Origin of the sequence: Corallococcus sp. AB011P (genome assembly GCF_003611605.1) — a bacterium.
GTDB classification, from domain to species: Bacteria; Myxococcota; Myxococcia; order Myxococcales; family Myxococcaceae; genus Corallococcus; species Corallococcus coralloides.
On record NZ_RAVX01000001.1, the window covers coordinates 564,600 to 582,352 of the forward strand.

14 protein-coding genes and 3 riboswitches are annotated in these 17,753 nt (G+C 70.4%); of the genes, 9 read left to right on the forward strand and 5 right to left on the reverse strand.

The window, feature by feature from the left end; translation table 11 throughout:
* Positions 1 to 103: 103 nt before the first annotated feature.
* The 5 genes from D7X30_RS02465 to D7X30_RS02485 all read right to left on the reverse strand — a co-directional run bounded on the left by D7X30_RS02465 (position 104) and on the right by D7X30_RS02485 (position 5,706).
* Entirely contained in the window at positions 104 to 457 is a 354-nt protein-coding gene (locus tag D7X30_RS02465; RefSeq protein WP_120561199.1) for a helix-hairpin-helix domain-containing protein, read from the reverse strand.
* On the reverse strand, positions 454 to 696 hold the full coding sequence (locus tag D7X30_RS02470) for a hypothetical protein (protein WP_120561200.1): 243 nt from the start codon (positions 694 to 696) through the stop codon (positions 454 to 456). Before D7X30_RS02470 ends, D7X30_RS02465 begins: the two co-directional genes overlap by 4 nt.
* Positions 697 to 1,333: 637 nt before the next feature.
* Positions 1,334 to 3,655 (reverse strand): hemopexin repeat-containing protein, encoded by a 2,322-nt coding sequence (locus D7X30_RS02475; RefSeq protein WP_120561201.1) that lies wholly within the window; start codon positions 3,653 to 3,655, stop codon positions 1,334 to 1,336.
* 78 nt (positions 3,656 to 3,733) lie between these two features.
* Positions 3,734 to 4,054, reverse strand: a complete 321-nt coding sequence (locus D7X30_RS02480) for a hypothetical protein (protein ID WP_120561202.1) — start codon at positions 4,052 to 4,054, stop codon at positions 3,734 to 3,736.
* Positions 4,055 to 4,722: 668 nt separating this feature from the next.
* The gene (locus tag D7X30_RS02485; RefSeq protein WP_120561203.1) at positions 4,723 to 5,706 is read right to left on the reverse strand and encodes an aldo/keto reductase; all 984 of its coding nucleotides are present in this window, start codon (positions 5,704 to 5,706) and stop codon (positions 4,723 to 4,725) included.
* A gap of 89 nt (positions 5,707 to 5,795) precedes the next feature.
* Between D7X30_RS02485 and D7X30_RS02490 the strand changes: the two genes are divergently transcribed.
* The 9 genes from D7X30_RS02490 to D7X30_RS02535 all read left to right on the forward strand — a co-directional run bounded on the left by D7X30_RS02490 (position 5,796) and on the right by D7X30_RS02535 (position 17,707).
* Positions 5,796 to 6,368: a TetR/AcrR family transcriptional regulator gene (locus D7X30_RS02490; RefSeq protein ID WP_233587939.1), complete on the forward strand. Its 573-nt coding sequence runs from the start codon at positions 5,796 to 5,798 to the stop codon at positions 6,366 to 6,368.
* 35 nt (positions 6,369 to 6,403) lie between these two features.
* A riboswitch (cobalamin riboswitch) is annotated at positions 6,404 to 6,615 on the forward strand.
* Positions 6,616 to 6,678: 63 nt separating this feature from the next.
* Positions 6,679 to 8,673, forward strand: coding sequence for a TonB-dependent siderophore receptor (locus D7X30_RS02495; protein WP_120561205.1), 1,995 nt, complete (start codon positions 6,679 to 6,681; stop codon positions 8,671 to 8,673).
* Positions 8,654 to 10,261 (forward strand): MXAN_6577-like cysteine-rich protein, encoded by a 1,608-nt coding sequence (locus tag D7X30_RS43520; protein WP_120561206.1) that lies wholly within the window; start codon positions 8,654 to 8,656, stop codon positions 10,259 to 10,261. The genes D7X30_RS02495 and D7X30_RS43520 overlap by 20 nt, the downstream gene beginning before the upstream one ends.
* Before the next feature lie 42 nt (positions 10,262 to 10,303).
* Positions 10,304 to 10,527: riboswitch (cobalamin riboswitch) on the forward strand.
* A gap of 155 nt (positions 10,528 to 10,682) precedes the next feature.
* Positions 10,683 to 12,134, forward strand: coding sequence for a hypothetical protein (locus tag D7X30_RS02505; RefSeq protein ID WP_120561207.1), 1,452 nt, complete (start codon positions 10,683 to 10,685; stop codon positions 12,132 to 12,134).
* Between the two features lie 8 nt (positions 12,135 to 12,142).
* Positions 12,143 to 12,820: a cell surface protein gene (locus tag D7X30_RS02510; protein WP_120561208.1), complete on the forward strand. Its 678-nt coding sequence runs from the start codon at positions 12,143 to 12,145 to the stop codon at positions 12,818 to 12,820.
* Between the two features lie 143 nt (positions 12,821 to 12,963).
* Complete coding sequence (locus D7X30_RS02515) at positions 12,964 to 13,284, forward strand: hypothetical protein (RefSeq protein ID WP_120561209.1); 321 nt, start codon at positions 12,964 to 12,966, stop codon at positions 13,282 to 13,284.
* Between the two features lie 19 nt (positions 13,285 to 13,303).
* Positions 13,304 to 13,464, forward strand: a riboswitch (cobalamin riboswitch).
* Positions 13,465 to 13,631: 167 nt separating this feature from the next.
* Complete coding sequence (locus D7X30_RS02520) at positions 13,632 to 14,951, forward strand: hypothetical protein (protein WP_120561210.1); 1,320 nt, start codon at positions 13,632 to 13,634, stop codon at positions 14,949 to 14,951.
* The gene (locus D7X30_RS02525; RefSeq protein WP_120561211.1) at positions 14,951 to 15,724 is read left to right on the forward strand and encodes a cell surface protein; all 774 of its coding nucleotides are present in this window, start codon (positions 14,951 to 14,953) and stop codon (positions 15,722 to 15,724) included. The genes D7X30_RS02520 and D7X30_RS02525 overlap by 1 nt, the downstream gene beginning before the upstream one ends.
* A 288-nt stretch (positions 15,725 to 16,012) precedes the next feature.
* On the forward strand, positions 16,013 to 17,707 hold the full coding sequence (locus D7X30_RS02535; RefSeq protein ID WP_120561212.1) for an FHA domain-containing protein: 1,695 nt from the start codon (positions 16,013 to 16,015) through the stop codon (positions 17,705 to 17,707).
* The last annotated feature ends 46 nt before the right edge of the window (positions 17,708 to 17,753 follow it).

Below are 17,753 nucleotides of genomic sequence, written 5' to 3' on the forward strand. Positions count from 1 at the left end.
TCTGGAGGCCGTGGGAGGCTGCGGAAAGCCGCCATCCCCGGGGCATGCCGGGACCTGGGAATGGCGGCCTTCCTGAGCCTGACTCAACCGATGGTTGTATTTTTCATGGGTTCGTGACGCTTGCCTCCCTTCCCGGCGGCAGGGAGGCGGGGACCTGCTCCTTCTTGAGGGTCGTGGGGCCGCTGAGGGCCAGGTGGGCCCTCAGCTTGAGGAACTTCTTCTTGCCGAAGCCCTTGACCCGGACCAGCTCCTCGACGCGACCGAAGGGCCGCTTCTTGCGGTGCTCGAGGATGCGCTGCGCCGCCTTCTCACCCACGCCCGGCAGCAGGTCCAGCTCCGCCGCCGTGGCTTCGTTCAGGTTGACCACCCCCACGTATTGCATGCGCGGGCTGGCGGCGTCCGCACGCCCCGGCCCCATCAGCACGCAGCCCAACACCCACGCCCAGGCCCACTTCACGAGTGGCCCCCCGCGCCCGCCTCCAGCGAAGGCTCGCCGCCGAAGCGGCTGCCGGCCGCCGTGTCGCGCTTCTCCGCCGCCTCGCGCACGTGCAGCTTCCCGTCCAGGGGCAGCACGTCCAACAGCACGTTGAGCGAACCGTCCTTGTTGACGAACGCGCTGCCCGCGCGCACCCAGATGCTCCCGCCCTTGCCCTCGCGGATGGAGAACACCGCCAACCGCTTCCCCGCCATCAGCATCGACACGCTTCCCCCTTCAGAATCCCGCGCCACCACGGCCCGGGCACCTCGCTGGCTCGACCGCCTGAGGTCGCGTCCGGGCTTGAGCAGCCCGCGTGCCAGCGGCGTGCTCCTCTGAAGTGGAGTCAGCGCACCGTGCGGCGGTGCGCGCGGTGTCCACGCGCGGGGATGGGCGCGGATGCTCCAGTGGGGGTCTTGGATGGTGAGAGTCGGGCCTGCTCGGCACGCACCCTGTTGCCGGGCTCGCTGAGTACCTGACGGAACTGCCTCCGCGTGAGGTCCTCCAGGCGCGTCTCCACCGCGCGATCGAGTCCGCGCGTGCGAGGCTCGAAATCAGTGCGGGGGGCGACGTGGACGTAGCGTCGAGCACGCACGCCGCCGCGATTCGTGGCTCGAAGCGGAGGCCCAAGGGGCGGAAGTGACGGGCGCGCGGGTACAGAGCGCACCTTGACGGGCAGGGCGTGTCCGCAACCCAGAGCCAGAGACGGATGGAGGCGCGATGAGGACCATCACCAGGCAGTTGGCGGCGCGTTTCTCGTAGCGCGTCGCCACGCGGGTGGGCTCACACCACGCTGGCGTCGACAGTGCCGCGTCCAGTCCAGACGCCTTGCGGACGCGCTCCAGCTGCGTCACGGCGTCAGGAGTTGGCCGGCCACATGAGGACCCCGGGCCATTCGTCGCAAATCTTCCGGGGGTAGCCCGGGTCCACCCGGTCGCTCTGCCAGTCGTAGCGGACGTAGGAGTCTCCCTTGAAGAAGTAGCACTTGCCGGCGAACTGCCCGCCTCCGTTGAGGATGGCGTCGAAGCCCTCGGTGAAGCCCGGGGGCAGGCCATGCCAGCCGTCGGTGATGATGCGGGGCCCGGAGTCCACCCGGTCGCTCCGCCAGTCGTAGCGCACGTAGGCGTCGCCCTTGAAGAAGTACCCCTTGCCGGCGAAGGGGCCCTGACCGCACACGGCCGCGTCGAGGCCCTCGGTGAAGCCCTCGGGCAGGCCGTGCCAGCCATCGGTGATGCGCCGCGGACCGGAGTCCACCCTGTCGCTCGCCCAGTCGTAGCGGACGTAGGCGTCGCCCTTGAAGAAGTAGCACTTGCCTGCGAAGGGGCCGCCGCCGGTGAGGATGGCGTCGAAGTCCCCGGTGAAGCTCTCGGGCAAGCCATGCCAGCCGTCGGTGATGGGACGGGGCTGGCCCGGATCGGCCTGGTCGCTCGCCCAGTCGTAGCGGACGTAGGAACTGCCCTCGAAGAAGTACGCCTTGCCGTTGAAGGGACCCTCACCGCAGACGGCGGTGCCCACCCTGTCCAGCCCGTAGTTCCAGCCGAGCTGCCCGCGAGTGAACGCGCACAGGGCCAGCGTGTTCTTATTCATGATGCAGTCGACGTGCTCGTCGGGACAGTTCTCGCAGTTGCGATTCGGAACCTTGAAGGCGCTGTACGGGGTGCCGTCACACGTGCATCCGCTCGACGCGTATTCGTCCAAGGCCCAGAAGATGTGACAGGCCTCGTGGGCGAGCGTGCGGTTGATGTTGTCCGGTCCCCAGCCATCGTTGTCGTAGTGGAGGACGATGGAAGGGCCGCCGCGCAGGGCGTAGCCGAAGTGGGTCAGCGGGTAGCGGGTGAAGAACACCACGAGCGCCTGGGGGACATTCATGCGGCTCGTGAGCTGCCGGACGTACTGCTCCACCCCGGTCGTGCCAGGGTCGAACCCCATCTGCTGGAGTGCGGCGTCCCGCCAGGTCGCCTCGCAGGGCTCGTAGTCCCTGTCGGAGCAATACGGGTCGGCCCTGTCCCGGGCCCAGTCGTAGCGGGCGTAGGCGCTACCTTTGAAGAAGTAGCACTTGCCGGCGAACGGCCCGTCACCTTCGAGGACCGCTTCCAGGCTCGCGGTGCAGCCCGGGGGCAGGTCGTACCAGCCGTCGGTGATGAGGCGGGGCCCGGAGTCCACGCGGTCGCTCTGCCAGTCGTAGCGGATGTAGGAGTCGCCCTTGAAGAAGTAGCCCTTGCCGGCGAAGGGCCCCTGACCGCACACGGCGGCGTCGAAGTCGCTGGTGAAGCCCTCGGGCAGGCCGTACCAGCCATCGGTGATGCGCCGCGGCCCGGAGTCCACGCGGTCGCTCTGCCAGTCGTAACGGACGTAGGAGTCGCCCTTGAAGAAGTAGCACTTGCCCGCGAAGGGACCGTCGCCATTGATGACAGCGTCGAAGTCGCTGGTGAAGCCCTCGGGCAGGCCATGCCAGCAGTCGGCGATGAGGCGGGGCCCGGAGTCCACGCGGTCGCTCTGCCAGTCGTAGCGGATGTAGGAGTCGCCCTTGAAGAAGTAGCCCTTGCCGGCGAAGGGGCCGCGCCCGCACACCGCCGCGTTGAAGCCGCCAGTGAAATCCGCAGGCAGGCCATTCCAACCGTCGGTGATGCGCATCACGCTACCTGGAGGCGCGGAGACGCTCACGGGGCGGATGTCATAGGAGAAGGACACGCGCGCCCGGGGCTCCGCGCCGACCAGGAAGTTCAGCCCCTCCAGCGCCTCCTGGACGACCTTGCTCCGTTGCTCCGAGGAGAAGTCCAGTCCCTCGCCGGGGCCCGAAACGATGACAAGCCCGATGCCCACGGGGCCTGTCAGGGCCCTGCGCGGGATGACCTTCAGGGCCTTTTCCTTCTCCGCGTCCTTCTTCCTCGGGGGCTGGTAGCCCGGAGCATCCCAGGGCAGGCCTTCGGCCGGACCCATTTCCTTCCGTCTGGCTTTGTCCTCCATCGCCCGCCATGCATCCACCGCCAGGCTCGAGGCGCCGTCGAGCGCCTCCGGCTGGAGCGGCTGTGAATACTTCAGCGCCGCCACCTCCACCCCCTCGGGTAGCTCGGCGACGAACACCGACTCGGAGAAGCGGTGGAGTTCCCGCCCCCCGAGGCTCTCCCATTCCTGCATGGCTGCTGCAGGGTCCTTCGTGGACAGCACGTGCTTGAACATGTCTCGCCCTCCCTTTGGAACCCTGGGCACTTGCGGGGCCGTGACAAGGTGAGCGGCACGTAACGCCCGAGCGGGAGGTCACCAACCGAGCACCTTTGCCCCGAAGATGCCGACCGCCAGCGCGGACACGAGGACGAAGTACGGCCATCCGCGCGTGCGCGGCCCTCGCGCTCCAGCGGACTGCGACTTGTCCGGTACGACCTCGGGGCGCCTCTCGCGAGCCATGGGTATGTGCAGGAAGCGCTCCAGCACCGGCTTGCGCGGTGGCGGCGTACTGGACTCGGCGGGCCACTCGGGCCGGCGGATGCGCCGCTGCGCTACTCCTTGCCCTTCGGCCGGGGGCACCTCCTCCCACTCGAGGAGGCCCGCCTCCTCGGGCTTGAGGTGGCGGTGCAGCACGCCCCTCTCGTGCAGGACCCCGGGGCCAAGGCCACCTTCCCGGCCTTCTCCGACAGAACGAGTAAGGACGGGTGGAGTGTCTCGGCCCAGGTGTCCAGCGCCAGCCCGTCCACCCAGTTGTCGACGCCAGCGTGGAGTGAGCCCACCAGCACGCGGCAGGCGCCCGGGGGACGCCGGCAAAAGGGGGGGAGGCGTCCCGCGTGCGCATACGCCAGGAGCGCCGCGCCGACTGCCGGACGCCCTCTTCGGGGACAGAGTGGTGAAGCAGCCGCCGTTGTCGAGCACCAGCACGATGCGGCGGCCCGGGCACCTCGCTGGCTCGACCGCCTGAGGTCGCGTCCGGGCTTGAGCAGCCCACGTGTCAGCGGCGTGCTCCTCTGAGGTTGAGTCAGCGCACCGTGCGGCGGTGCGCGCGGGGAGGGGCGCGGATGCTCCAGTGGGGGGCTTTGCGCGGTGAGAGCCGGGGCATTGCGTCCGCACCTCGGTCACCGGGGGGCAGGGATGGCGGCCGAATTGTCTCCGCAGTGCGGAGACAATTGGGGGCACGCTCCTGCCGCGGCTTCGGCGAGAAGAACCTGCGCCGGTCGCTCCAACTCGCCACCGACTTCCCGACGCGAAGATTGTCGCAGCACTGCTGCGACAATTGGGGCGAGGAAATGGAAAGCGTCTCAGCGCTCGCTGTCGAGCATCTTCATCTGCTGCTCGGGGTAGCGCGTGCCGGCGATAGCTTCCTTCGGGAGGATCGCCTCGACGGCGGCCACGTCGTCGGACGACAGGGGCTTCTCCAGCGCGCCGAGCACGTCGAGCAGTTGCTTGCGCGTGCGTGCGCCGACCACGGGCACGAATGCCGGTTGCTTCGCCAGCACCCACGCCACGGAGAGCTGGGCCGGTGTCATCCCGCGCTCCGCGGCGTACGCGTGGAAGCGCGCGACGGTCGCTGCGTTGCGTTGGCCTGCCTCGCCAGCAAAGCGCGGGTAGTGCATGCGAGCGCCCTCCACCTTCGCGCCCGTCAACAGTCCACGGGAGAGCACGCCGTACAGCGTCGCGCTCATGCCCAGCTCGGTGAGTGTGGGGAAGAGGGTCTTCTCCGGCTCGCGCGTGATGAGCGAGTACTCGATCTGCAGGTCGCTCAAGGGGTGCACCTTCGCCGCGCGGCGAAGGGTCTCGGCGCCCACCTCGGAGAGCCCGATGCTTCGCACGTAGCCGCCCTTCACCAGGTCGGCGATCGCGCCCACCGTGTCCTCAATCGGCACATTCGGGTCCAGCCGGGCGGGGCGATAGACGTCGATGTGATCGACGCCGAGCCGCTGCAAGCTGTACGTGACGAAGTTCTTCACCGCCGCGGGGCGGCCATCGAAGCCCACGGGCGCCCCGTCCGGCCCACGCATGGCTCCGAACTTCACCGAGAGCCGCACCTTGTCGCGCTGGCCCTCGATGGCGCGGCGGATGAGCAGCTCGTTGTGCCCGCTGGCGTAGAAGTCGGCCGTGTCCAGCAGCGTCACCCCACGGTCGATCGCCTCGCGGATCGTCGCGATGCTCTCGCTCTCGTCGGACGGCCCGTATGCTCCGGACATGCCCATGCAGCCGAGCGCGATGGGAAACACCCGCGGGCCTGTCCTGCCGAGTTGCGTCGTGCGGTGGGTCGGGGGCATGGCTTCCTCTCCTCCTGCGGTTGAGCTATACGGAACGCTGTTCCGGTACGAACCCTCATATGCGGAACGTTGTTCCGTTTGTCAAGGCGATGAAGAAGACCCCCAGAGCGGATGCGCAGCGAAACCTCGACTCCCTTCTCGAAGCGGCGAAGGCCGTGTTCGCCGAGTCCGGGGTCGACGCGCCCGTCCGCGAGATCGCGAGCCGTGCGGGTGTCGGCATCGCGACGGTGTATCGACACTTTCCACAGCGGGCCGATCTGATCGCCGCCGTGTACCGGCGCGAAATCGACGCATGCGCGGCCGAAGCCCCGGCGCTGGCGCGCGAGCATGCGGCGTTCGAAGCGCTGACGCGGTGGCTTCACCGGTTCACGAGTTTGATTGCCACCAAGCGAGGCCTTGCCGCGTCGCTCAATGCCCAGGATCCGGCGTATCAGGCGCTGCCCGCGTATTTTCGGGAGCACCTCGAACCGGCGCTCCAGTCTCTGCTCGCTGCTGCCGCGGCGGCAGGGCAGGTGCGCAAGGACGTTGACGCGTACGAGCTCCTGCGAGGCGTGGCGAATCTCTGCGTTCCCGTCGCGGAGGTCGGCCCCGGCTTCACTCGCAGGATGGTCGACCTGCTCATCGACGGGCTGCGCCACGGCGCGTCGGCGCCCGTGCCTTGACGGGCTGGGAGTGACCTCCTAGAAGGGCCGGGCCCTTGGGTGCCCATGCCGGGCCTTCAAGAGGGAAGCCGGTGCGAGTCCGGCGCGGTCCCGCCACTGTGAACGGGTTGCCCTGAGGTCCAGGGCTGGAAGCCTCGGCTGTCACCACTTTCGCGTCAGCGGATGCGAAGGGAAGGTGGAGGGTTCCTTCCAGAAGGGCGCAGCGTGCGCCCACGTCTGGAGCCTGTCAGCCAGGAGACCTGCCCAGGGGTGCGGCAGCGGTGCTGCCGTGAGGCCTTCTCTCTTCGACGGAGGGAGCGGAAGGCGGAGCATGTTGCGCTCGCTTCTCGCCCGGGCCGTCGTCGGTCTGGTGCTCAGCTTCCAGGGACTGGCCCAGGCCGGGCAGGAAACGCCTGCGCCCGAGGCCAGCGAGGCGCCCCTTCCTGAGTTCATCCTCCCCACCGTGGAGGTCATCGGCAAGGAAGTCCCCGAAGCACCCGTCGACTCCGCTCGACGCCGCGACCCCACGGGCGCCATCACCGTCATCGATGCTCGCGAGCGCGCGGGCGAAGCGCGCGACACCGCGGAGTTGCTCGGCGGCTCCGCGAGCCTCGTCGTGCAGGACTCCGGTGGATACGGGCAGAGCAAGAGCCTGGTGGTTCGCGGCGCGTCGTCCAATGGCGTGCTCGTGTTCCTGGACGGCATCCCGCTCAACGGCGCGGGCGGCGTCGCGGACCTGTCGCTCATCCCCGTCGCGCTGCTGGAGCGCATGGAGATCCTTCGCGGCGCGGCCGGTGCCCGCTACGGCGCGGGCGGACTGGGCGGCGCGGTCAACCTCGTCACCCGCGCGCCTTCGTCGCGGCTGCTCTCCAGCGGAGAGGTCACCTACGGCAGCTTCGATACCGTGATGGCCCATGTCGCCGCGTCGGGCGCGCTGCTCGAGGGCCAGGCGCTGGTGCTGCTGCATGGCGGCCGTTCCCAGGGCGACTTCAGCTACCGCGTCGACGAGCTGCCCGCGCTGGACGACAACCCGCTCACGCAGGAGGTGCGCACTCGCAATGACGCTCGCGGTGGCGGCGCGCTCCTGAAGTACCGGCGTGGTCTGGACGGTGGCGGACGCGTGGACGTGCTCGCGGAGTTGTCGCTGGAGGACCGTGCGCTCGCGGGCACCGTGCAGAACCCGACCGTGTCCCGTCGCCAGGACCAGACGCGCCTGTCGCTGGGCGCTCGCTGGGCACGGCCCTTCGGTGACACGGGCGAGGGCAGTGCTCGCGGCTTCTTCCGTCGCGACTGGCTGGACGTCACCGGTGGCACCACCGGCGTGGACGCTGGTGCGCAGCGCTACACCGTGGGCGGCGTGGAGGTGGAGGGGCGCGCGGTGCTGGGACGCAACGCGCTCGCTGTCACGCTCGCTGGAACATCGGAGTCCGTCACGCAGGCGGTGGGCGCGCAGGCCGCGTCGTGGTGGCGCGCGAGCGTCATGGCCATGGACGAACTGTCCCTGTTCTCCGAGCGCTTGAAGCTGGTGCCTTCTGTGCGCGTGGAGCGCGTGGGGCACTACTCGCTCCTGTCGCCCAAGCTGGGCGCGAGCGTGGTTCTGGGCCACGGCTTCGGCGTGCGCGCCAACGCGGGCCAGTCCCACCGCGCGCCGTCGTTCCTGGAGCTCTACATCCGTCAGGGCCTGCTGCTGCCCAACCCGGAGCTCAAGCCCGAGCGCGCCCTCTCCGTGGACGCCGCGGCCCTGTGGAGCGACGACATCTGGAGCGTCACCGTGGGCGGCTTCGCGGCGGTGTACGAGAACCTCATCGCCTACGAGCTGTACCCGCCGAATCTAGCCAGGCCCTACAACTTCGCCGCCGCTCGTGTGTGGGGCGCGGAGGTGGAACTGGAGGCCCGGCCTCGTGCGTGGCTCACCGCCACCAGCAGCTATGCGTGGACCCGCACGCAGAACCGTTACGGCGACCCTCGCTATTTCGGCAAGGAGTTGCCGTATCGCCCTCGCCACAAGTGGGTGGGCCGGCTGCGCGTGGGACCGGATTGGCTCAATGGCCGCACGGAAGTCCTCGTCCAGTCCGCTCAGTTGATCAACCGCGTGGGCGAGGCACGGCTGTCGCTGCCTTCGCGCACCTGGGTGAGCGTGGGGGCCTCCAGCACCTTCCTGCACCGGCCGGACCTCACCGTGTCGTTCGACGTGAAGAACCTGCTCGATGCGCGGACCGCCGACTACACCGGCATGCCGCTGCCCGGCCGCGCCGCCTACGTGACGCTCTCCGTGGCGCTCGACCCTTCCCCCTCCGAGGACTCCCATGTCGCGTCCCCTCCCTGATGCTCGGCTCGCGCTGCTGCTGTCGGCCCTGGCGGCGGCGCTCCTCACCGGCTGCCCGGAGGAGAAGGTCCTGTGCACGTCCGGCCTCAGTGTCTGTGGCACCGAATGCGTGGACCTCCAGGGCGACCCGTCGAACTGCGGCGCGTGTGGTGCCTCATGCGGGGCAGGGGAGACGTGTCAGGCGGGCGTATGCGGATGCCAGCCGGGCACGGAGACGTGTGGTGACGCGTGCGTCGCGCTCGCGAGCGACCCGCTGAACTGTGGTGCTTGCGGCGCCGCGTGTCCGTCCGGCCAGGTCTGCGAATCCGGCACCTGCCGCGAGGGATGCTCCGCCGGCGCGGATCGGTGCGGGGACAGCTGCGTCGTGCTCGCGAATGATCCGCTCAACTGTGGCGCTTGCGGCGCGGTGTGTCCGGATGTGCAGTCCTGCCACTCGGGCCGGTGCATGTATGACGTGGTGACGGCCTGCTACACCAACGGGCAGCTCGTGGGCATCCAGGCGGGGACGGACCGGATGGGGCCCCGGCGGCAGTTCGGCTCGGGGGTGCAGGTGCTGGCGGCCTGGGATGGCGTGGTGCTGGCGGCGGACGCGGCGCGCTCGGTGCTGTCGCAGGCTCCCGCGGGGGCACTGGGGACGGTGGCGGAGGAGGACTCGCTGGGCGCGGTGGCGGCTTCGCCCAATGACATCTTCGTGGACCCTCCGTATGTGTATGTCCTCGACTCGGTGAACAACACGCTCCAGGTGCTCAAGCGGGAAGGGGCGGCGCAGGGCGGGGGGCTGGGATTGCGCACGGTGGGGCAGGTGAACCTGGGCGCGAACACCAGCCCGCAGGTCATCACGAAGCGCGGCGACACGTTCTACATCCCGCTGTTCGGCACGGCCGGCTCCGACTTCAAGCAGGGCAACGCCGTGGCTCGCGTCAACGTGAGCGACCCGGAGAAGCCCCGGCTCGTGGACACCGTTCCGCTCACCGGCCTGGACCTGAAGTCCTTCGACGGCGGGACGACGATGGCGCTTCCCTACGCGGCGGTGTCCGTGGACGCGGGCGTGTACGTCGCGCTCACCAACCTGAACCCCGCGAATGACTATCTGCCCAACGGGCCCGGGATGCTCGCGCGCATCGACCCGGCGGATGGTGGGGTGCATGCCATCGACCTGGGCGCGAAGGACTGCCTCAACGCGGGTGACGTGCGGGCCGTGGGTGACCAGTTGGTGGTGAGCTGCCTGGGCGAGGCGGTGTTCGACACCGCGGGCGGCTACCAGGCCAAGGCGGTGCGGGCCACGGGGCTGGTGCTGGTGAAGGATGACAAGCCCGTGGCGTCGTATGCGCTGTCGCCGGGCTGCACCGGGGGGCTTGAGAATGGCTGCGACCTCGCGGTGGGAGGACGGCTCGCGGTGGTGGGCAATGCCGTTTACGTCACGGACGTGAACGCGGGCCGCGTGTTCGTGGTGGAGGTGCGCGACGGCCAGTTCGTCGAGCGGCGCGGCAACTCCACGCCGCAAGCGACGGGGCCGGCGCTGGATGCGTGTCCGGTGGATCCTCGGCGCGGCATCTCCAATGCCATCGACATCGTCGCGGTGCCGTGAGGCTTTGGCCTGCTTGTATTGACAAGCCCTGCCGTCCGCCATACTCCAGCGCCTGTCGTTGGTACGCCGCATCCGCACGGTGTGGCGTTTAAAGGGAACCCGGTGTGAGTCCGGGACTGCCCCGCAGCGGTGAGCAGGAACGAACGCCGTCCTCGCAAGCACTGGCCCTTCAGTGGGCTGGGAAGCGACGGCCAGTAGGTGGGTGACCCGATGAGGGCCACCCGCGCCTGTGAGTCCGAAGACCTGCCACGACCCATGCCTCCGGGCATGGCCAGACCGGAGCCTCCGAGGGGAGGTGACGGAGGTCTTCCGCTCGCGCGGCGTGTCGTGTCCTGACGTGTCCCTCGTTCGCGGTCCGCTCTCCGTCCATGCCCCTTGGATTCACCTCGCCCGTGGGGGCGATGCAAGGGAGCAGTCGCGGATGAAGACAGAGCGGATGATGACGGGACGGGGACTCCAGGGCTTCGCGTGGGTGCTGACGACCCTCGCGATGGCGCTGACCAGTACGGGCTGCGGCGATGAGTGCGTCGATGATTTCGACTGCCGCGAACAGGGAACTGCTCCCGCGGGACAGCGCTACACCTGCGCCGAGAAGCGTTGTGAGCTGAGGTCCATCTCCACGCCGGATGCCGACACGGAGACCGATGCCGGCACGAGCACGGACGCCGGTACGAGCACGGATGCGGGTACGGGCAGCGATGCCGGTACGACCACCGACGCGGGCACGGAGACGGACGCGGGCACGGAGACGGACGCGGGCACGGAGACCGACGCCGGTACGACCACTGACGCGGGCACGGAGACGGACGCCGGCACGGAGACGGATGCAGGAACGGACACCGATGCGGGCTCGGATCCGTGCGAGGTCGCGACCTACGACCCGAAGCTGGGCACGCTCCAGCTCCAGGCGGGCTTCGTGGCCGGTGAGGCCGCGTCGCTTCCCGCGGCCGCGGGCCCGGTGGGCGTGACGCCCGGTCCCACGTACTCGCTCTACACGGTCGTGTCGGACGGCTACTCCGGTCCGCATGCGCTGTACTCGCTGGGCACGTGGCCGCAGGTGTCACTGGGCGCGGCGCCGCTGTTCGACGTGGCCGCTCCCGCGGATCGCGGGCCCTCCGCCTCACTTTTCCTCAGTTCCTTCGTGGAGACGGATGGCCAGCGCGTCCTCACCGGCTACACGAAGTCCGGCGCGGGCTTCCCGGGCACCGTGGGTGTGTACGACATCGCCGTGCCCGCCAGCTCCACCTACGTCTCCGCGCCGAGCAACTTCTCCGCGGGCGTCGTGCCGGGCGCGTTCCTCATCAACGGCGGCGGGCTCGACACGGTGTCGGCCGGTCTGGCCGTCTACGCGCTGAAGACGGACAGCTCGCCGTTCACCGCGCTGAAGGTGGGCACGCTTCCCCCGGAGACGGGCGGCAGCGGCTTCACCGCCGTGGCAACCAACGGCGTCGCGATGCTCGGCTACTTCTCCGACGACACCTACCTCAACGAGGGCCGCGCGGTAGGCCCGGCGGCCATCACCGAGGCGCTCAGGTCCGGCACGCCCTTCAACGTGGCGGATGCGCCCGCGCTCGACGTGGGCTCCAACTTCATCGCCGCTTCGGGCCACGGCGAGGGCGTGTCCGTGCTCCGCGGCGACTACGTCCCGCCCGACTACAACTTCGCCGGCACGGACGTCTCGCGCTTCGCCTTCACCGTGACGGAGGCCGGCGCGACCGTGACCGTCGGTGCCCGTCAGCCGGTCCTCGTCTACGCGGACCAATGCACGCGCGTGACCGGGATGACCGCCATCGGTTCGGATCTTCTCGTCGGCGTCGATGACAAGAACGGCGGGCGCCTGGTCCGCATCCAGCAGGCCCCTCAGCTCCGGTGAGCACGCCCATGAAGAAGACCCTTCTTCCAAAGTCGTTCGCGCTGGGCTTCACCGCGCTCCTCGCCGTGGCGTGCGGTGGCGAGGACTGGCAGGACTCCCTCCAGGGCCAGCCGCTGGTGGGGGACCCGTTCGCGGACCGCATCGTGTCCTTCGCTCCGGGAACGGGCGCCGGGTTCGGTCAGAGCCAGTTGCCGGGCATCGTGCTGGGCGCTCCGCAGGGGGATGGCGCGTCGTCGGGCTCGCTGGACGTGCTGTCGCTCGGGCGCAATGGCGTCATCGTCCTGGAGTTCACGGACATCGCCGTGACGGACGGGCCGGGCGTGGACCTGCTCGTCTTCGAGAACGCGTTCCTCAAGCCCAGCGGCAAGCCGTTCGCGGAGACGGGCGTGGTGGCCGTCAGCGACGACGGCGTCACCTGGCACGAGTTCCCGTGCGCGTCCTCCGACGTGGCGAACAACTACCCGGGCTGCGCGGGCGTCACGCCCGTGTACTCGCACCCCGCCAACGGCATCCCGGCCACCGACCCGGCCGTGGCGGGCGGGGACGGCTTCGACCTGGCGGACGTGGGGCTCACCCGTGCCCGCTTCGTGCGCATCCGCGATTCGGGCGCCAACGGCTACGCGGGCACCAGCGGCGGCTTCGACCTGGATGCCGTCGCCGTGGTGAACGGCGTGCAGCTGCCGTAGTCGCGCACGAGCGCCGGGGCCGTTCTCCAGCGGACGGTCCCGGCGGACTCGCGCTCGCATCCGGTGCGTCCGGGCCGGGGGAGGCTTCCGGGGTGGGAGTGGCGGCATTACATGCCCGCTGTCCCTCCCCCGGGTGCGCTTCCATGAACAGTCGTTCCGCCTCACTCCTCGTGCTGCTGGGCGTCCTGCTCGGCGTGGCCGCTCCGTTCCTTCTTCCCTCGGTGGTCTGGGCGCAGACGTCCCGCACCGCGCCACGGAAGGAAGTGCCTCCGCCGCCCGCGCCTCCGCCGGCACCGGCGTACGAGTACACCTTCGTCAAGCGCGAGAGCCCGGATGAGGACCTCGTGGAGCTCCAGCGGCTGGGCGGCGAGGGCTGGCGCGTGGTGTCCACCGTCGTCGTGGACGGCAGCACGCGGCGCTACGTGCTGATGCGCGAGCGACGCGCCGAACCCGCGCCGCATTGACTTTGCCCCGGGGTCGCCATAGTCCGGCCCCGTCATCGATGCCTTCCCGCCATGGGGCGTGAGGGCTTTCAGGGAACCCGGTGTGAGTCCGGGACTGCCCCGCAGCGGTAAGCAGAAACAGTGTTCACACGAACGCCGTTCCCGCGAGTCCGAAGACCTGGCGACGACCCGGCGTCCTCTTCACGGAGGGCCCGGCGACAGACCGGAACCTCCGCGGGGAGCTGACGGCGAAGGCAGACCACCAGGGGGCGACGCGCGCCTGGCGGTCGGATGCCTTCCGTCCGCGCAGCCTCCCGCCAGGGAAATGCCTTCCGCCTCTGGGCGGGAAGGCCAGGAGCGAGGACGCGATGCGGACCGACATGATGCGGATGGGCACGAAGGGCCAGCGCGCGGCGCTGATGGGCGCCCTGCTGGCGGTGGTGCTGGGCGGCACGGGCTGCGGCGATGAGTGCGTGGACTCCATCGACTGCCGCGACAAGGGCGCGGTCCCGGCGGGCCAGGCCTGGGCCTGCGTCGAGGAGCTGTGCACCCAGGTCGTCGTCGACATCGAAGAGGACGACGCGGGCACGGACGCGGGCACCGGCACGGACGCGGGCACGGAGACGGACGCGGGCACGGAGACCGACGGTGGCACCGGCACGGACGCGGGCACGGATGGCGGCACGGTCGCTTGTGCCCCGCTGCCTCGCGAGCAGGTGCTGGGCACGCTCCAGCTCCAGACGGGCTTCAGCGTCGCGGAGTCCGCGGACCTGTCTCCGGAAGTGGTCGCGGTGGTGTCCACGCCGGGCCCCACGTATTCGCTCTTCGCGGTGCGCCAGACGGCCACCGGCCGTGACGTCTTCTCGCTGGGCACCTGGCCGGAACTGGCGCTGGGGGACACGGCGATCGACACGGTGATCGCGCCCGCGGATCGCGCCAACCCGACCGCCACGTTCGCGTCCTACTTCCTGGCCCATGACGGCACGCGCCTGCTCGCGGGCTACACGAAGAGCGGCTTCCCCGCCCCGGGCTCCGTCGCGGTGGTGGATCCGTCCAAGCGCGACGCGACGACCTATCTCGATGCGCCGGACAACTACTCCGCCGCGGGCACCACGGACGCGTTCTTCGTCAATGGCAGCGGCCTGGAAAGGCTGTCGGGCTCCCTGGGCGTCTACGCGCTGGTGACCTCCGGCAAGCCCTTCGTCAAGTTCAAGGTGGTGGACTTCCCGGCGCAGGTGGGCGCCAGCGGCGTCACCGCCATCGCGCAGAACGGCATTGGGGTGTTTGGCTACGCGGCGGCGGACACGTACGTGAACGTGGCCCACGCCGTGTCCAGCGCGAAGCTGGGCGAGGCGCTGGCTTCGGGAACGCCGGTGGTGCTCACCAACGAGCCGAAGGTGGACGTGGGCAGTGACTTCAACGCCGCCGCCAGCTTCGGCAACGGCGTGGCGGTGGCGCGCGGCGCCTACGGTGCCACGGGCTTCGGCGTCACGGACGTGTCGCGCTTCTCGCTCACGCCCGGCCTGGGCGGCGGTCAGCCCGTCAGCGTGGGCACGCGTGAGGCGGTGCTCAACACCGCGGATGCGTGCACGGCCGTGGAGCTGCTGTCGTCGCTGGGCGCGGACCTGCTCGTGGGCGTGAAGGACGTCAACGGCCGCCGCCTCGTGCGCATCCAGCAGGGCCAGTGATGAAGCACCCACTGCTCGCGCTTGGCGCGCTGCTGGCCCTGGGTGCGTGCACGGGCGACTCGGAGCCCGGTCCACTTCCGGGGGATGACATCGTGGATTCCGGCACCCACGCGGATGCCGGTGTCCCCGATGCAGGCTCGGAGGTCGACGCAGGGACGGACACGGATGCCGGTGTCGACGCGGGCTCGCGGCCGGTGGATCCGTTCGCGGACCGCGTGACGGCGTACCAGTTCGGCGACTCGGCCGGCTTCGGGCAGGACCGCTTCCCGGACGTCGTGTTCGGGCCGCCCGTGGGTGCGGGGCAGAGCACGGGCTCGCTCGACGTGCTGTCGCTGGGGCGGGGCGGCTCCATCACCCTGGAGTTCACCGACCTGTTCGCGGTGGACGGCCCGGGTGTGGACCTGCTCGTGTTCGAGAACGCCTTCCAGAAGTACGGCGGCGACATCTTCGCGGAGACAGCCCAGGTGTCCGTCAGCGACGACGGCGTCACCTGGTTCGACTTCCCCTGCGCCGCCACCGACAAGGACGGCGGCTACCCGGGCTGTGCCGGGACGCATCCGGTGCACTCGGCCCCGGACAACGGCGTGTCCCCCACCGACCCGGCCGTGGCGGGCGGGGACGGCTTCGACCTGGCGGACGTGGGCCTCCCCCGTGCGCGCTTCGTGCGCCTCACCGACACGGGACTCAACAGCTACGGCGGCACGTCCGGCGGCTTCGACCTGGATGCGCTGTCGGTGGTGAACGGCCAGCTCCCCGACGGCGGCGTGCCGTGAGCACACGCGCGCCCCACCTGCCTCCCGAAGACGCGGAGGCGGGTGGGGGGCCTCCGAGGGACTCCAGGGGCCCGCGTCCTGTCCGTTGACCGCATTCCGCACACTGCGCGTGGGTGAATTCCTCTTCATCCACCGTCCCAGGTGAACTGCGACCCCAGTATCGGGCGGGGCCTCCGGGTATGACGCGACGCGGGAGGGCGTCCGGGGCCTCGGCTGGACGCCCGTCTTCCACGGGAAAGCGTCTCGGACTCTCGGAAGATTGGGAGGTCGTGTAATGTCTTGCGCCCGATGTGGCAGATCATCATCAACGGGCCCGGCTACTTCGACACGTCGTACGACCTGCCGGAGGGCGTCACCAGCCTCGGCCGGGCGGACGAGAACGACATCGTGCTGGGCGGCGACCTGGTGTCGCGCCGGCACGCGCGGCTCTACGTCGAAGGTGACGTGCTGCGCATCGAGGACCTGGGCAGCCGGAACGGCAGCCGGGTCAACGGCGCGCCGCTCCAGGGCAGCAAGCACCTGAACGCGGGCGACACCGTGGCGCTGGGGGAGAACACCCTGGCGGTGCGCCAGCCGCACACGGTGGAGAACGCCGCCACGGAGATGATGGACCTGGGCGCGGGCGGCGTCGTGCGCTTCGGGCACGGCACGGACGTGGGCCCGTCCGTGCTGATGGCCAAGAACGTCAAGGACGCGGATGTGCTGCGCCTGCTGGACAACGTGGGGCCGCTGCCGTTCGACGACGCGTTCTCCGGTCCCTCGCCCGTGCCCGCGAGCTCCGCCGTGGCCAGCCCGCGCGTGTCCTACGAGACGCTGGTGCTTCTGGTGCACGCCGCGGAGGCGCTGGCCACCGCGCGCACGCTGACCGCGTTCCTGGAGTCCGCGATGGACCGGCTCCTGGAGCGCACGGACGCCACCACGGCGGTGGTGCTGCTCAAGCACGCCACCGGGCCGCTGGTGCCCGCGGCGGTGCGCCACCGCGGACGGCTGGCCAAGGGCGAAGTGCCCGTGTCGGACGCCATCGTGGACGAGGCCATCCGCCAGGGCCGCGCGATCGCCGTGGGCGACGTGAAGGACGACCGCCGCTTCGCCGGACGCGAGAGCGTCATCATGTACGGCGTGGACCGGGTGCTGTGCATCCCCATCGGCACCGAGCCGCCCTTCGCGGGCGTGCTCTACGTCAACGTGCCCGGCGGGGGCGACACCAGCCTGGAGTTGATGCTGGACGCGTGCACCGCGGTGGCCCACCTGGTGGCCGCCGGCGTGCAGCGCTTCGCCGTGCGCGACGGCTCCAGCACGGACCGGATGCGGCGCAACCTGGAGCGCTACCACTCGCCGGAGGTGGCCGAGCGCCGCGCCGCCGAGGCCCAGCGCACGGGCGGCAAGCTGCCGGGCCTGGAGGAGAAGAACCTCACCGTGCTGCACGCGGAGCTGGCGGACTTCGGCGCCGTCATTGGCCGGCTGGGCGCGGCGCGGGCCACGCAGCTGCTCAACGACTTCCACGCGCGCATGAGCGGCATCGTCTTCAGCTTCGAGGCCACCGTCGAAGGCTTCATGGGCGAGTCCATGCGCGCGCTCTTCGGCGTGCCCTACGCCAAGGGCGACGACGCGGTCCGCGCGGTGCGCGCGGCGCTGGCCCTGCGCGCGGACTGGGACCGGGGCATGGCCCGCCGGCCCCAGGATGAGCGGTGCGACCTGCGGATCGCCCTGCACTCCACCAAGGCGCTGGTGGGGATGATCGGCACGGAGGCCCGCACGGAGTACAGCGCCGTGGGAGAGGGCATGGGGGTGGCAGGCTGGCTGGTCTCCACCGCGGCGCCCGGCCAGGTGCTGATGACGGGCAAGCTGCTGGCGGCCACCGGGGCCCGCTTCGACGTGATGCCCCTGGGAGAGCGGGTGGTGCGGCCGCCCCGCGACAAGGTGGCGGTTTTCGAGGTGATTGAAGAGGACATGGGCATGCTGACCAACCCCGGTATCCGGTGAGGCGGCCGGCGCGGCCGGTTGACGGGTTGAAGCGGGGGCCCTGCCC

Bases quoted from the DNA above. Each gene is read 5' to 3' on its own strand.
- D7X30_RS02505 (WP_120561207.1), top strand. From the start codon at position 10,683: ATGAAGACAGAGCGGATGATGACGGGACGGGGACTCCAGGGCTTCGCG.
- D7X30_RS02515 (WP_120561209.1), top strand. From the start codon at position 12,964: ATGAACAGTCGTTCCGCCTCACTCCTCGTGCTGCTGGGCGTCCTGCTC.
- D7X30_RS02475 (WP_120561201.1), bottom strand. From the start codon at position 3,655: ATGTTCAAGCACGTGCTGTCCACGAAGGACCCTGCAGCAGCCATGCAG.
- D7X30_RS02470 (WP_120561200.1), bottom strand. From the start codon at position 696: ATGCTGATGGCGGGGAAGCGGTTGGCGGTGTTCTCCATCCGCGAGGGC.
- D7X30_RS02510 (WP_120561208.1), top strand. From the start codon at position 12,143: ATGAAGAAGACCCTTCTTCCAAAGTCGTTCGCGCTGGGCTTCACCGCG.
- D7X30_RS02535 (WP_120561212.1), top strand. From the start codon at position 16,013: ATGTGGCAGATCATCATCAACGGGCCCGGCTACTTCGACACGTCGTAC.
- D7X30_RS02490 (WP_233587939.1), top strand. From the start codon at position 5,796: ATGAAGAAGACCCCCAGAGCGGATGCGCAGCGAAACCTCGACTCCCTT.
- D7X30_RS02525 (WP_120561211.1), top strand. From the start codon at position 14,951: ATGAAGCACCCACTGCTCGCGCTTGGCGCGCTGCTGGCCCTGGGTGCG.
- D7X30_RS02485 (WP_120561203.1), bottom strand. From the start codon at position 5,706: ATGCCCCCGACCCACCGCACGACGCAACTCGGCAGGACAGGCCCGCGG.
- D7X30_RS43520 (WP_120561206.1), top strand. From the start codon at position 8,654: ATGTCGCGTCCCCTCCCTGATGCTCGGCTCGCGCTGCTGCTGTCGGCC.
- D7X30_RS02520 (WP_120561210.1), top strand. From the start codon at position 13,632: ATGCGGACCGACATGATGCGGATGGGCACGAAGGGCCAGCGCGCGGCG.
- D7X30_RS02495 (WP_120561205.1), top strand. From the start codon at position 6,679: ATGTTGCGCTCGCTTCTCGCCCGGGCCGTCGTCGGTCTGGTGCTCAGC.